The 13,393-nt window shown below is 68.7% G+C and carries 11 protein-coding genes; 7 read left to right on the plus strand and 4 right to left on the minus strand.

Features of this window, described 5'->3' with window-relative positions:
• Positions 1-4: 4 nt before the first annotated feature.
• The 6 genes from ABZX12_RS33180 to ABZX12_RS33205 are packed head-to-tail and all read left to right on the plus strand — an operon-like array spanning position 5 to position 7,544.
• Positions 5-1,306 (plus strand): ABC transporter substrate-binding protein, encoded by a 1,302-nt coding sequence (locus tag ABZX12_RS33180; protein WP_355699401.1) that lies wholly within the window; start codon positions 5-7, stop codon positions 1,304-1,306.
• On the plus strand, positions 1,306-2,238 hold the full coding sequence (locus tag ABZX12_RS33185; RefSeq protein ID WP_355699402.1) for a sugar ABC transporter permease: 933 nt from the start codon (positions 1,306-1,308) through the stop codon (positions 2,236-2,238). The genes ABZX12_RS33180 and ABZX12_RS33185 overlap by 1 nt, the downstream gene beginning before the upstream one ends.
• Positions 2,231-3,055 (plus strand): carbohydrate ABC transporter permease, encoded by an 825-nt coding sequence (locus ABZX12_RS33190; RefSeq protein ID WP_355699403.1) that lies wholly within the window; start codon positions 2,231-2,233, stop codon positions 3,053-3,055. Before ABZX12_RS33185 ends, ABZX12_RS33190 begins: the two co-directional genes overlap by 8 nt.
• Positions 3,052-4,425: a hypothetical protein gene (locus ABZX12_RS33195; protein ID WP_355699404.1), complete on the plus strand. Its 1,374-nt coding sequence runs from the start codon at positions 3,052-3,054 to the stop codon at positions 4,423-4,425. Before ABZX12_RS33190 ends, ABZX12_RS33195 begins: the two co-directional genes overlap by 4 nt.
• A gap of 22 nt (positions 4,426-4,447) precedes the next feature.
• Positions 4,448-5,323: a MurR/RpiR family transcriptional regulator gene (locus ABZX12_RS33200; protein ID WP_355699405.1), complete on the plus strand. Its 876-nt coding sequence runs from the start codon at positions 4,448-4,450 to the stop codon at positions 5,321-5,323.
• Between the two features lie 10 nt (positions 5,324-5,333).
• A complete protein-coding gene (locus ABZX12_RS33205) occupies positions 5,334-7,544 on the plus strand; it encodes an FAD-dependent oxidoreductase (RefSeq protein ID WP_355699406.1) in 2,211 nt (736 codons plus the stop codon).
• Positions 7,545-8,260: 716 nt separating this feature from the next.
• Here ABZX12_RS33205 and ABZX12_RS33210 read toward each other — a convergent pair.
• From ABZX12_RS33210 to ABZX12_RS33220, 3 genes are all read right to left on the minus strand, one after another.
• A complete protein-coding gene (locus tag ABZX12_RS33210) occupies positions 8,261-8,902 on the minus strand; it encodes a helix-turn-helix domain-containing protein (RefSeq protein ID WP_355699407.1) in 642 nt (213 codons plus the stop codon).
• A 297-nt stretch (positions 8,903-9,199) separates the two neighbouring features.
• On the minus strand, positions 9,200-9,844 hold the full coding sequence (locus tag ABZX12_RS33215; RefSeq protein WP_355699408.1) for a 2'-5' RNA ligase family protein: 645 nt from the start codon (positions 9,842-9,844) through the stop codon (positions 9,200-9,202).
• Positions 9,841-11,187: a hypothetical protein gene (locus ABZX12_RS33220; RefSeq protein WP_355699409.1), complete on the minus strand. Its 1,347-nt coding sequence runs from the start codon at positions 11,185-11,187 to the stop codon at positions 9,841-9,843. The genes ABZX12_RS33215 and ABZX12_RS33220 overlap by 4 nt, the downstream gene beginning before the upstream one ends.
• 253 nt (positions 11,188-11,440) lie before the next feature.
• On the opposite strand from ABZX12_RS33220, the gene ABZX12_RS33225 reads away from it, so the two are divergent.
• Complete coding sequence (locus ABZX12_RS33225; RefSeq protein ID WP_355699410.1) at positions 11,441-11,944, plus strand: hypothetical protein; 504 nt, start codon at positions 11,441-11,443, stop codon at positions 11,942-11,944.
• A 27-nt stretch (positions 11,945-11,971) separates the two neighbouring features.
• On the opposite strand, the gene ABZX12_RS33230 is transcribed toward ABZX12_RS33225, so the two are convergent.
• Positions 11,972-13,342: a TrpB-like pyridoxal phosphate-dependent enzyme gene (locus tag ABZX12_RS33230; RefSeq protein WP_355699411.1), complete on the minus strand. Its 1,371-nt coding sequence runs from the start codon at positions 13,340-13,342 to the stop codon at positions 11,972-11,974.
• Between the last annotated feature and the right edge of the window lie 51 nt (positions 13,343-13,393).

Consider the following 13,393-nt stretch of genomic DNA (forward strand, 5'->3'; position numbering starts at 1 on the left):
TGGTGTGAGGCGCAAAAGATTTTCTCGGCGGGAAGTCCTGGCCGGGGTCGGGGCGGGGCTGGCCGCTGCTGTGGTTCCTGGGTGTTCCGGCGCGGACGGCGGGCGGTCGGGAGCCCTGCAGGTGTGGGGCGGGGTGCCGGCGGCGTCGGGGCCGGCCGATGTGGTGAAGGCGTTCCAGGCGAAGTTTCCGCAGTACAAGGTGAACTACACGCGGTTCGTGAACGACGATCGCGGCAACCTCAAGCTCGACACCGCTCTCCAGGGTGGCGTCGACATCGACGTCTACTTCACGTATTCACAGGCCGCGATGGCGCTGCGAGCCGGGTCCGGACTGGCGGCGGACCTGACCGACCGCGTGCGGGCGGATCCGGACCTGCAGGTCTTCCTGGACGCCGAGCAGCCGCGGTCGTACATCGACAACGGCAAGGTCAAGGCGCTGGCCACCGCGCGCGAGCCGTTCTTCGTGCTGTTCAACGAGAGGCTCCGGCAGCAGGCCGGTGTCGAGTTGCCGCAGTCCTGGACGATCGAGGAGTTCCGGGCGACGGCGCGCAAACTGACGACGGACAAGACGGTCGGCACGTACACGCTCCCGGACGTCGCCCGGATCGCCCTCGGGCCGAACTACTGGTACGACGGAAACCGCTCCAACTTCGGTGATCCGCACTTCGAGCAGGGTTTCCGGCTCGGCCGGGACATGATCGCCGAGGGCACGGCTTTCCCGTGGACCGAGGTGCTGTCGCGGCACCTGGACGCCTACCAGCAGAACTCGTTCCTGGGCGAGGAGTTCCATCTCTGGTCGACCGCTCCGTTCAACCTGCGCTACCTGTACGACGCGAAGAAGTACCCGCACGACTTCAAGGTCGCGTTCGCCCCGCCGCCGACGGTCGACGGCCAGAACTGGAACGGCGGCTCGTACAGCAACTTCATCATGGTCAACCCGAAGTCGCCGAAGTTCGAGGCGGCCTGGGCGTTCGTCAAGTTCTGGCTGACCGAGGGTGCGACGCCGATGCTCAAGGGCGGCAAGATGCCGGCGCTCGGCAACGTCACCGACGAGCAGATCGTTTCCGGAATGCTCGGAAAAGAACCGGAGAAGTATTTCGACCTCGACTCGTTCCGCCGCGTCGTCCTGGCGTCGGAGCCGAAGCTCGCCACCGACACCCGGCTGACCGGGTTCCCGGAGATCTCGCTGGCGATGAAGCAGCAGCGCGACCTGTGCTGGCTCGGCGAGAAGGACCCGGGCGTCGCGATCCGCGAGGTACGGCGGCTCGCCGACGCCGCGATCGCCCGTAACGAGAGGAGGCCCTGATGGCCACCGCAACCGTCGTCGCGGCCGGTACCGAGGCCCGGACCGCGAAGGGGCCGGGGATCCGGCCGTCGGGCTGGATCGGCTTCCTGTTCATCGCCCCGAACCTGCTCGGCGTGGTTGCGTTCACGCTGATCCCACTGATCAGCGTGGTCGTGCTCGCCTTCACCGACTGGAACCTGGTGTCCGGCCTCGGCGGCATCACGTTCAACGGCATCGACAACTTCGTCGCGATCGCCCGTGACCCCGGCTTCTGGCACGCGGTCGGCCTGACGCTGGTGTACGTCGCGGTGTCGGTCCCGCTCACCGTCGTCCTCGGCCTGGCGCTCGCGATCGCGCTGAACCGCCCGCTGCCGGGCCGCGCCGTCCTCCGGGCGATCTTCTTCTTGCCGTACATCGTCAACGTGGTCGCGATCGGCATGACCTGGCTGATGCTGATGAACCCGAAGGCCGGCCTGGTCAACCAGGTCCTCGACGCGTTCGGGGTGCAGCCCGGCTGGTTCGCGTCGTCGCACTGGGCGCTGCCGGCGCTGATCGTGATGGCGGTGTGGGGCGGCGTCGGGTACTGCTCGCTGATCTACCTGTCCGCGCTGCAGGACGCGCCGCGGCAGCTGTACGAGGCGGCCGACATCGACGGCGCCTCCGCGTGGGCGAAGTTCCGGGTGATCACCTGGCCGGCGCTGCTGCCGACCACCGTTTTCCTGCTGGTCACGATGATCATCGGCGCGTCCCAGGGATTCGGCCTGATCGCGTTGATCACCGCGGGTGGTCCGGGCGACGCGACCACCACGATCTCGTACTACATGTACCAGACCGGTTTCCAGTTCTACCGGTTCGGCTACGCGTCGGCGATCGGCCTGGTGACCTTCGTCGGCGTCCTGGTCCTGACTCTGGTGACCTGGCGGGCGCAGCGTGGGAGGGCCCTCAATGACTAAGAAGTACAGCAAGTGGATCTGGGGGATCCCGCTGTGGATCCTCGCCATCGCTTTCCTGGCGCCGTTCGCGTGGATGATCTCGACCGCGCTGAAGCCGGACGTGGACGCGTACAAGATCCCGATGCAGTGGATCCCGGACCCGTTCCAGTGGGACAACTTCAGCACCGTGCTGAGCGGGGCGACCTCGGTGCTGCCGGCGTTCGGCCGCTCGGTGTTCGTCGCGCTGCTGCGGGTGGCGGGCGAGCTGATCACCGCCACGATGGCCGGCTACGCGTTCGCGCGGATGTCGTTCAAGGGCCGGGACAAGTTGTTCCTGCTGTACCTCGCGACGGCGATCATCCCGGCGCAATTGCTGCTCGTCCCGCGGTTCATCTACTTCCAGAAGCTCGGGCTGTACGACACGCTCTGGGCGTTGATCCTGCCGGGGATGTTCACCGTGCTCGGCACGTTCCTGATGCGCCAGTTCTTCGTCAGCCAGCCGGCCGAGTTCGCCGAGGCGGCCCGGATGGACGGCGCGAACGAGTGGCAGGTGTTCACCCGGATCTACTTGCCGTTGGCAACACCGGTGATGAGCGCGCTCGGCATCCTCGCCTTCGTGTGGTCCTGGAACGACTACGAGACGCCGCTGGTGCTGATCAGCAACCCGGACCGGTACACGCTGCCGCTCAGTCTGACGAACTTCGTCGACGAACAGGGCCAGATCGCGCCCGGCCTGACGATGGCCGCCTCGGTGATCTCGATCGTGCCGGTACTGATCGTCTTCGTCGTCCTGCAACGCCGCTTCATCGCGGCCATGACGCATACGGGGATCAAATGAACATTTCCGGTGTCTTTCCGCATCTTGCCCAGATCGGCGACTTCGGTCCGCCGCGCAGCGAGCTCGGCGTCGGGTCACTGATGCCGTGGAACGGGAAGCTCTACGTCCAGAACTACAACTCCCACAAGGCGGCGTCCGGTGCGGGGGTGAGCCTGCGCCGGATCGATGCCGACCTGTCGATGGAAATCGTTCCGGAAACGCTCGGCGTGGACGGAACGTACACCAACCGTTTCGTGCATTTTCCGAGCTCTCAGTTGGTTCTTGGTCCGCACGTGATTTCCGCGGACCACAAGATCGTGACAGTTCCGGAGCTCGCGCCGGTGCGGGTCTGCGGTACGGCGCGGCACCTCACCAAGCCGGACACCCACGTCTACGTGCTCGCGATGGAGGGTGAGCTGTTCGAGCTCGACGTCACGACGTACGCGTGCACCCAGCTCTTCGACCTCAACGACGAGCTCGGCACCGACGGCGAGATGAAGGTGCATTACAAGGACTGCTACACGAGCTTCGGCCGGCTGGTGGTGTGCTCCAACGAGTACTCCGAGCCGGAATGGGCCGGGGAGCGGTCGCGCGGCCGGCTCGCGGAATACGACGGTACGCGGTGGCGGATCCTGCGCGAGGATCCGTTCACCGCGATCGGCGGGCGGCACGAGTTCGGCGGCACGATCTTCGCGACCGGCTGGGACCGGGCGTCCGCGATCCTCGAGGTGTTCACCGAGTCGGACCAGAAATGGACGCGCTACCGGCTGCCGAAGGCGTCGCACTGCTTCGACCACAAGTGGCAGACCGAGTGGCCGCGGATCCGCGAGGTCGAGCACGAGCGGCTGCTGATGGACCACCACGGGATGTTCTACGAGGTGTCGCCGTGGGCGTACGGCGGGCGGGTCTGGGGCATCCGCCCGATCTCGACGCACCTGTGGGTGCTCGGCGACTTCTGCTCGTGGCGCGGACTGCTGGTGGCAGGAGCGGACAACGCGTCCCCGAGCCACGGGCTGAACCCGACGACGGCCGAGCCGCAGTCCGGCCTGTGGTTCGGGAAGACCGACGACCTGTGGAGCTTCGGGAAGCCGGCCGGGTGGGGCGGGCCGTGGTGGGAGACACCGATTTCCGCCGGCGTTCCGTCCGACCCGTACCTGATGACGGGATTCGACGGAAAGTGCCTGCACCTGGAGAACTTCTCCGCGACGCCGCTGACGATCACGGTCGAGATCGACTTCCACGGCCACGGCCGGTTCGGCGCGGTGGAGACGTTGACGGTCGAGCCGGGGCAGGTTCGGTCACACGTTTTCCCGGCTGGGTTCAGTGCGCACTGGGTACGCGTGGTGAGCGACGCGGACGGCGTCGCGAGTGCCCAGTTCGTCTATACGTGATGATCACGAAATGGATTCCTCGATGGAACGAGCCGGTAGTCCGAGTCCGCTGCAACTCCTCAAGCGGGCGCTCCCCGAGCTGAACGGGGCGATGCAGCGGGTCGCCGAACGCATCCTGGCGAACCCGGACGAGGTCGCGCGCGGCTCGATCACCAAGCTGGCCGAGACCGCGCAGACCTCGGCGGCCACCGTGACCCGGTTGTCCACCCACCTCGGGTACGCCGGGTATCCCGCGCTGCGGGCCGCGCTGGCGATGGAGGTCGGCCGTGGTCTGGAAGCCGGGTGGGCCAGCGACATCGGGTCGGCGATCGACCCGGCGGATCCGCCCGAGCAGGTGCTGAATGTGCTCGCGTCGACGCAGGCGAACGCGTTGCGGAACGCGCTGGCCGCGATCGATCTGACCGCGGCCACCCGGGTCGCGGACGCGATCGCCGGCGCCCGGCGGACGCATATCTACGGCGAGTGGGGCGATGCGATCCCGGCGCGCGAGCTGTACATCCGGTTGCTGCGGATCGGGATTCCGGTGTGGTTCTTCGACGGTCCGCAGTCCTCGCAGATCGGCGCCGGCCTGCTCGACGAGGGCGACGTCGCGCTCACCGTGACGCGGTCCGGGACCGACTCGACCACGCTCGACTACATCAAACGCGCCGGCGAGGAGGGCGCACTCACGGTCGCGATCACCGGGATGCCGGACGCACCGATCAGCCGGATCGCCGACGTCACGCTCGATACCGGTACGCCGAACGGCGCGAACTGGACCGAGTTCTTCGCCGGCCGCGCGAGCGACGTACTGACCGCCGGCCTGCTGTTCGTCCTGGTCGCACAGCGGGTGCCCGATCACCTGACCGCACATCATCCGAACGGGCCGGGGCAGCCCGTCGTCCAGCGAGACACCTAGAGGGGTAGGCATGCAGCAGCTCGAGGTCCAGTCCGATCTGACCGTCGTCGGCGGCGGGCTCGCCGGGATCTGCGCGGCGATCGGCGCCGCACGGCAGGGCAGCACCGTGGCACTGGTGCAGAACCGGCCGGTGCTCGGCGGGAACTCCTCCAGCGAGGTCCGGGTGTGGGTGTGCGGGGCCACCGCGCACGGCGTCCAGAGCTTCGCGCGGGAGACCGGCGTGATGGGCGAGCTGTTCGTGGAGAACCAGTTCCGGAATCCGCTCGGAAACCCGTACTACTGGGACCTGGTGCTGCTGGAGGCGGTCCGCGCCGAACCGCGGATCACGCTGTACCTGAACACCGACGTGCGGACCGTGGAGGCCGCGGACGGTGAGATCCGGTCGGTCACCGGCTGGCAAATGGGATCCGAGAAGGAAATCCGCTTCGTCAGCCCGGTGTTCGTGGATTGCTCGGGGGACGGGCTGGTCGGGGTGCTGGCCGGCGCCGATTTCCGCACCGGGCGGGAGCCGCGAGCGATGTACGACGAGTCGTGGGCGCCCGACGTGCCGGACTCGAACACGCTCGGCAGCACGATCCTGTTCTACAGCAAGGACGCCGGGGAGCCGGTCCGGTTCGTGCCGCCGTCGTTCGCGCGGGACGTCACGGAAACCGCGATTCCGGAACGCCGCGTGATCCGCACGGACATGAACGGTTGCGCGTTCTGGTGGATCGAGTGGGGCGGCGAGCTGGACGTCGTCGACGACAACGAGGCGATCCGCGACGAGTTGCAGGCCGTCGTGTACGGGATCTGGGACTACATCAAGAACTCCGGGCGGTTCGACGCGGACAACCTGACCCTGGAATGGATCGGGTCCGTCCCCGGAAAACGTGAGTACCGGCGGTTCCTGGGCGACCATGTGCTCACCCAGCACGACGTCCTCGAGCAGACCGAGTTCGACGACCGGGTGGCCTTCGGCGGCTGGTCGATCGACCTGCACCCGCCGGGTGGTGTGTACGCGTCCGAGCGCGGGTCGAAGCACTGGCATCCGGACGGGAATTACCACATTCCGTTGCGTTCCTTGTACTCCCGGAACGTGCGGAATCTGTGGCTGGCCGGACGGAACATCAGCGCGAGTCACGTCGCGTTCGGTACCACTCGGGTGATGGCGACCTGCGCACTGCTCGGCGAAGCGGCCGGAATCGGCGCGTCTGTTGCCCTGCGCAACGGATTGACGCCGCGGGAGCTGGCGCACGACCGGTTCGACCTGATGAAGCACGCGCTGACCCGCGCCGACTCGTCGGTCCTCGGCGTCGTCGACGACGATCCGGCGAACCTCGCGCTGTCGGCGAGCGTGACCGCGTCCTCCACGCTGACACGGCCTGCGCTCGAGGTGTCGTCCGGGACGCTGCCGCTGACCGCCGACCTCGAAATGGTCGTGCCGGTCGACCCGGCCCTGGACGGGTTCGAGCTGCTCGTCGATTCCAGCGGCGGGTCGTTGACTGTCGAGCTCCACGATCCGGTGAAGCCGCAGAACTACCTACCTGCCCAGCTCGTCGACTCCTGCACCGTCGACGTACCGGCCGGCGAAAAGCGCTGGATCCAGATCCCGTTGGCCTGGCGTCCGTCGGCTCCGTCGAACGCGTTCGTCGTCCTGCGTGGCACCCCGGACATCTCGGTGCACACCGCGTCGAGGGCGCTCCCCGGCACGATCCACTTCACCCGCCGCGAGCCGGCGCCGGACGAGCAGTGGACCGAGCAGTTCCGCGCCTGGAAACCCATCCTGCCGCGCGCCGGCCTGTGCATCCGCCTCGGCGAGACGGCGGCGTACACACCCGAGAAGGTGATCGGCGGCTACGCGCGCCCGTACGGCGGGCCGAACCTGTGGTCCTCCGAGGACCTGGCATGGGACCCCAACCCCCGGCTGGAACTCACCTGGCCCGAGCCGGTCACCCTCTCCGAGGTCGTCGTCGTCCTGGACGCGGACGTCCAAGAGGACCTCATCAACCTCCACCACCACCGCACCCCGTTCGAGTCCTTGCCAACTCTCCTGTCCGCGTACGACCTGGAGATCCGCAACGGCTCCAACCCGTGGCAACAGATCGCCCAGGTCACCGCGAACCACCACCGCACCCAACACCACCACCTCAACAGTCCCACCCCAGCCACCCACCTCCGCCTGACGGCCCACGAGACCAACGGCGCCCCGAGGGCCCACGTAGTCTCCATCCGCACCTACTAGCCGTCGTGCGGCCAGCACCGAACACGCATGCCAACCACGCGTCCGGGGGCTCCCGGTCGCTCGAGCATCGCGGCTTACCGAGCGACTGGGGTGTCCGGCGCGTCCGGCGGTGGAAGTGACCGGGCTTACCGGGCGACCGGGTTGTCCGGGGCGTCCGGCGGTGAGAGCGACAGTGCTTACCCGAGCGAACGTGCTTGCCCGAGGGGCTTGCCCGAGCGACCGGGGCCTGCGTGGCTGAGCCGGCCGCCACCGGGGCCTACGTGGCTGACCCCGCCGCCACCGGGGCTACCGGAATCACGCCGACCAGCAGCGAGGCGCTGGCAGCCGGCAGCGCCTGAGGCCTACGGCTACCGCCGCCAGGCGACGTCCGTGCCGTGGACTTTGTGCGCCAGCAGACCGGCTTGTGGCCGCTCCTGCCATGGCGCCCGATCAACAGGGCTGTGGGCTTGCGCGCCAGCAGGCTGGCTTGAGTCGGCGCGCGTCGGGGCATCCAGTTGGCCGGAACCTCGGGCCACTGGGGTGGCTTGCGTGGCAGGCTATCGGGCTGTCCTGCGGGTGGTTGGGCAGGCCTGGGTTGTGCTGCCGGCTCTTGGGTGCGGCGGCGGGAGGGCGTGATGCGGTCGTCAGGTCGGTTGTGCTGGTGGGGCGGCCGTGGAGCCGACTGCCGGTGCGGCGGCAGGGGGCGTGCGGCCGCACCGGCTGGGAGTCTCCGGAGGTTAGTAGCGCCAGTCGAGTTCGTGGCGGAGCATCCACGTGAGGAGGGGGTCGGCGGCGGTGGGGGACTTGGCTGCTCCGGTCATCAGATCGGCCAGGACCTGGGTGGGGGCGGCTAGGCGGAGGCCCGTGTCGGTCTTTCGGGTGCGGGTGTAGACGACGTCGGCTGGTGGCTCGGCCAGGACGATCGTCTTGGTTCTGGCCGGTATTAGTTCCCACACCGTCGCGGCAGTCTGCGCGTCCGGGGTGTAGATCACGGTTGGTCCGACTGGTGTCTCGGGAGCCCACAGCCTTGCCGCATGGCAGCCGCTGACTGCGTGGCGGAGGTCAGACATTGGTATGCGGTCCAGGACCGACTGGGTGCCTTGTTTGCTGCGCCAGTACGTCACGCTGACGTCGCGGCTGAAGCGCACGTCCTGGTTCCACCGGCGGAGAAGCGTGAGCCAGCTCGGGACCGAGACGACCCCGGGCGCCCGGCGCTCGACCAGGCCGTCGCGCTCGAGTCGGTTGACCACCTGGCGGATGCTCTGCACGGGAACGCCGGTAGTCGTCACCAGATCATGCGTCGTCCAGAGCGTACGGAAGTCCAAGAGCGCTCGAACGACCAACGAGGCAAACTCGCCGGACAGGGCCCGCGGTTTCATCAATTCGCTCCTGTCTCGTTGGTCCGGGCTGCGTGGCGGAGGCTGGCGTCAGTGGGACCGGCTGTGGTGGTGCTGGTCGTCTTGAAGGTGTGGGAGTCCAGGCACGCTTGAGCGATCGGTGAGGCGAAGTCGCCGGACAGGGCCCGCGGTTCCATCGATTTACTCCTGTCTCGTTGGCCCGGACTCCGTGGCGGCGGGTGGGGTGGGCTGTGGTGGGGGTGGTGGTTTGGAAGGTGTGCGAGGGCGGGGGCACTGGAGCGATCGGTGGTGTGGGGGCGCTGGACAGGGGGCGTGGCTTCATGAGTTGGCTCCTGTCTCGGTGGCCCGGGCTCCTAGGTCGAGGGTGGCGTGGGGGGTCCACTCGTACTGGTGGTGGTCGCGGTTGAGGTTGAGGAGGGTGACGCGGGTGAGGTTGGTAGTGGCGGTGCCGCCAGGGAGGGCGTTGACGCGTTGGCGGAGAGGGGCGGCGGGAGCGGGCTGGTTCCAGTAGCCGAGGGAGACGTGGGGGTCGAGTTCGGGGAGGGTGGGGACGGAGTCGCGGCCCCAGACGTCGGTGACGGCGGCGCGGAGTTGGGCGCGGAGGCGGCGGAGGCGGTCGACGGGGGTGACCGGTAGCTGCAGGCTCTCGACGTCGACGACCGCGGGGCCGAGCTTGATCTCGAACGGCCGGAAGTGTTCGAGCCGGCGTTGCGCCGCCTCGATGATCGGGGCGAGGTCCGCCTGCGGCACCTTGTCCGCGAACCCGATCCCCTGCAGCGTCAGATGGAGCCACTGCACGGGCACCGGCGTGATCCCGGGCAGCGATCCCACCAGCCGCTGGTACGCCCCGTGCAGATCGGTCAGCACGGCGTCGTCGGGGAAGATGACGTGCCAGGTATAGAAGGACCGTCCGGGACGCCAGTTCGGGCGCCAGTACCAGTGATCGCGGACTTCACTGATCATGTCTGCTCCTCGAGCACGGGTCGTCGGTCGGGGGACTCCGGGCGGGTCGGGAGCCCTGTCCGTTGGGTGAAGTCGGCGACGCGGTCCCGCAGCATCCGGCCCTTCGGGCTCCGCGCGTACGGCGTGGTCAGGGCCGCGACCTCCGCGGCGCGCTGGATCAACGGCCGAACCCGGTACTCCGGCGGAACCAGCAGCACTGGCTCCGCCGCCTCGATCGCACCGTCGAGCTCGCCGAGGAGCAGCCGGGCCTTCGCCTGCTGCAGACGGGCCATGCGTTCGGAGCCTGCGTTCCGCAGCGCGTACGCGACCGCTTCGAACAGGGCGACACTGTGGTCGGCGTGGTCCGAGGTCAGTCGCACGTCGCCGAACGCCAGGTGCGTGTTCGCCCACAGCCCCTCGGCGCGTTCCGGCGTACAGAGCAGGACCCCGCCCGGCTCGGAGTCGGCGGGGCGGACGACCATCGTCCGGGCGATGTCGAGGAGTGCGTGGGCCTTGTCCGTGCGTCCGAGGCGGGCGAGGTCGACGGAGGCGGCGCTGGCGAGGAACAGCCGCGCGGTGCCGGCGTTGTACCGCAGGCCGTCCTCGGCGTACGCCGCCGCGCGCGCGAAGTCCTCCTGCCAGTACGCGGCGGTGTGCTGGGTCGCGCGGATCCAGCCACGCAGTACGTCGTGGTCCGCGGCCTCGGCGCAGGCCCAGGCCGTCCGGGTGTGGCCCTCGGCGATGTCCGGGCGGCCGAGGTCGACCGACATCCAGGCCAGCAGGGTGATCGCCCAGCCGGCCGCGGCGTACAGGTCGCGGGACTGCCGGGGCGCCTGGTTGCCGGCCAGCAGCGCGAACGCGCGGTCCCGGATCGCCCGGCTCTTGACGAACAACGGCCTGATCGGCGTCCGGAGGTAGGACTGCGCGATCCGCTCGATGTCGGCGTGCAGTTGCTCGACGGTGAGATCGCCGACGTTCGACTCCTCGGCGTACGACAGCAGCGCGATCGACTCGTCGCCGGCGTTCACCAGGTCGTCGTCGTGGCCGACCATCGACGCGGGCGGTGCCGGCTCGGCCTCGTTGAGGGCGACTCCGGCGGGTGGGAAGAATCCGAGCTCGCTGTCCGAGGCGATCCCGAGCACGTGGCGCAGGCCGGAGCGGTACGCCGCGCCCGGCCAGCGGACCGCGCCACGCTCGAGCTTGGCGATGTAGTGCCCGTCGAGGTCGTACTTGATCTCGGTCGTGTCCCAGAGCCACGCGCAGATCGTGTCGGCAAGCTCGCTCCGGGACATGTGTTCGCCCGGTGCACGTCGTGATGGTGTGCGTTCCCGCGCCTCGCGGAGGAACTCGTTCGGCCCTGACATGGCGGTAACTGTAAGGCGCTGAACACCCTCTGCGACCACGAAATCAGGCCTTGTGGACGATCTGCCCCACGCTGCCCCGATCTGCCCCGAATCCCTGTGGAAAAAGGGGATTTCGTCCGCCGCGGATGGTGGGTGATGCGCGAATCGACGGTGATTTCGGCGTGCAGTGGCGGTTGCTGAGCGTGAGGATGCGGGGCATCCCGGGGCAGATAGGGGAAGCCCCTCGTGGATCGGCCCCGTCTAGAGTTGGAGGGTGCCCGAGGAAGCCGTGACGACGCTGCGCGCCGAGCTGGATCGGTTCGGGCGGGTGGAGGAAGCGTTCGCGCTGCTCGAGGTGTTTCTGGAGGTGGCGCGGCCGCGGTTCGGCGCGGTGGTGCTGGATCCGGTCGGGCTCCGGCTGCCGGAGACGCTGACCGACGACCGCGTGTTGGTGCAGAACCTGATCGAGGAGATCGAGCAGGAACCGCGTGCCAAAGGTCGCGTCGTCGAGCGCGGCTTCGACATGGACGACGAGCAGGCGCGCTGGGATTACGTACGCCTGGCTTACTGCTCGAGTCAGGCCACGGTGTGGAGCAGTCGCCGACGCACGACGTACTTCGAGGCGTCCCTCAGCCACAAGGCGACGTACTGGCTGCCGGACAGCCTGAAGGCCGAGTACTTCGACGCGTTGGCGTCCCGTGGTTGGGCCATCCCGGAGGATTGGCTCACCGCGGTGGCCAAGCGGCCCAAGCCTTGGTGGAAGCGCGGGGGCCGCTGAGGCCGGCGGTCGGCAGGTGCTCGATCGTCAGTTGACGGCGGGCAGGCGGGTCAGGGCTTCAGCGACGGCTGACTGGATGTCGGCGTCCTCCCAGCTGCGGTCGGTCATGGCTTCGGACAGGTAGGCGTCGTACGCCGCCAGGTCGAGGTGGCCGTGGCCGCAGAGCGCGGTGAGGATGACCTTCTCCTCGCCGGATTCCTTGCAGCGTTGGGCTTCCTCGATCGCGGCCGCCAGCGCATGGGTCGGCTCGGGCGCCGGGACGATGCCCTCGGTGCGGGCGAACTGGACGCCGGCGGCGAAGCATTCGGACTGCGGTTTCGCGACGGCCTCGATCTCGCCGGTCTCGTAGAGGTGGCTGATCAGCGGGCTCATCCCGTGGTACCGCAGGCCGCCGGCGTGGATCGGGTCGGGGACGAAATCGTGGCCGAGCGTGTGCATCTTCATCAGCGGCGTCATCCCGATGGTGTCGCCGAAGTCGTAGGCATACGTGCCCTGGGTGAGCGACGGACAGGCCGCCGGCTCGACCGCGCGCACCACCGGCGACATCCGGCCGGCCCACTTCTCCCGCAGGAACGGGAACGCCAGGCCGCCGAAGTTCGACCCGCCGCCCGTGCAGCCGACGATCAGGTCGGCGGTCTCGCCGACCATCGCGAGCTGCATCAGCGCCTCTTCGCCGATGACGGTCTGATGCATCAGCACGTGGTTGAGCACCGAACCGAGCGCGTAGTGCACTTCCGGGTCCTGCACGGCGGCCTCGACCGCCTCGCTGATCGCGATCCCGAGCGAACCGGTGGAGTCCGGGTCACCGGCGAGGATCTTCCGGCCGGCCTCGGTCAGCTCCGACGGGCTCGGGTGCACGGTCGCGCCGAAGACCTGCATCATCGTCCGCCGGTACGGCTTCTGGTCGTAGGACGCACGCACCTGCCAGACCTCGCACTCCAGCCCGAACTGCGCGCAGGCGAACGCGAGCGCCGTGCCCCACTGGCCGGCGCCGGTCTCGGTGGTGAGCTTCCGGACGCCGGATTTGGCGTTGTAGAACGCCTGGGGGACAGCCGTGTTCGGCTTGTGGGAGCCGGCCGGTGAGACGCCTTCGTACTTGTAGTAGATCCGGGCCGGGGTGTCGAGCGCCTTCTCCAGCCGATGCGCGCGATACAGCGGGCTGGGCCGCCACAGCCGGTAGACGTCGAGCACCTCGCCCGGGATGTCGACGTACTGCTCCTGCGAGACCTCTTGCATGATCAGGTCCATCGGGAACAGCGGCGCGAGGTCGTCCGGCCCGATCGGCTGGCCCGTGCCCGGATGCAGCACCGGTGGCGGGGGCGTCGGCAGGTCGTGAAGCACGTTGTACCAACGCGTCGGGAGCTCGTCTTCTGGCAGCAGGATCTTCGTCGGCGTCATGTACGCAAAGCTAGGCTCGCGCCGACGCCCGGACAATGACCTCAACCGGAA

Origin of the sequence: Kribbella sp. NPDC003505, from assembly GCF_040610875.1 — a bacterium.
GTDB lineage: Bacteria > Actinomycetota > Actinomycetes > Propionibacteriales > Kribbellaceae > Kribbella.